This is a genomic window from Vibrio sp. 10N.222.46.A1 (assembly GCF_041473595.1).
Taxonomy (GTDB): Bacteria; Pseudomonadota; Gammaproteobacteria; order Enterobacterales; family Vibrionaceae; genus Vibrio; species Vibrio tasmaniensis_A.
The window spans coordinates 1-251 of record NZ_JBFRSN010001871.1 but is presented as its reverse complement, the minus strand read 5'-3'; the positions used below and the strand labels follow the sequence as shown (position 1 = coordinate 251).

Genomic DNA, 251 nt, shown 5'->3' with positions numbered 1-251 from the left:
AAGATTGGTTGTCTCACTGGTGGGAGCCGCTAAAACTGGGTTCTTGGCATGCTCCAATCCTTGTTGTTGAAGGCAAGGTTGTAAGCCAAGGCGAAGCGCTTAACCGCGGTGTGTTAGTTCAATCCGTGATCAAAGAGTGGACCAAACGCGACAGCCTAAAAGGCAACATCGTTTATGGTAAAGCGACCTGCCCATTCTGCGTTAAGGCAAAGAAAATGCTTGATGAAGCGGGTGTTGAATACCAATACCAC

General features: G+C 48.2%; 1 protein-coding gene. It reads left to right on the top strand.

Features of this window, described 5'->3' with window-relative positions:
* Window positions 1-251, top strand: a 251-nt coding sequence (locus tag AB4496_RS29705; RefSeq protein ID WP_372133731.1) for a glutaredoxin family protein, incomplete at both ends; no start/stop codon positions are given.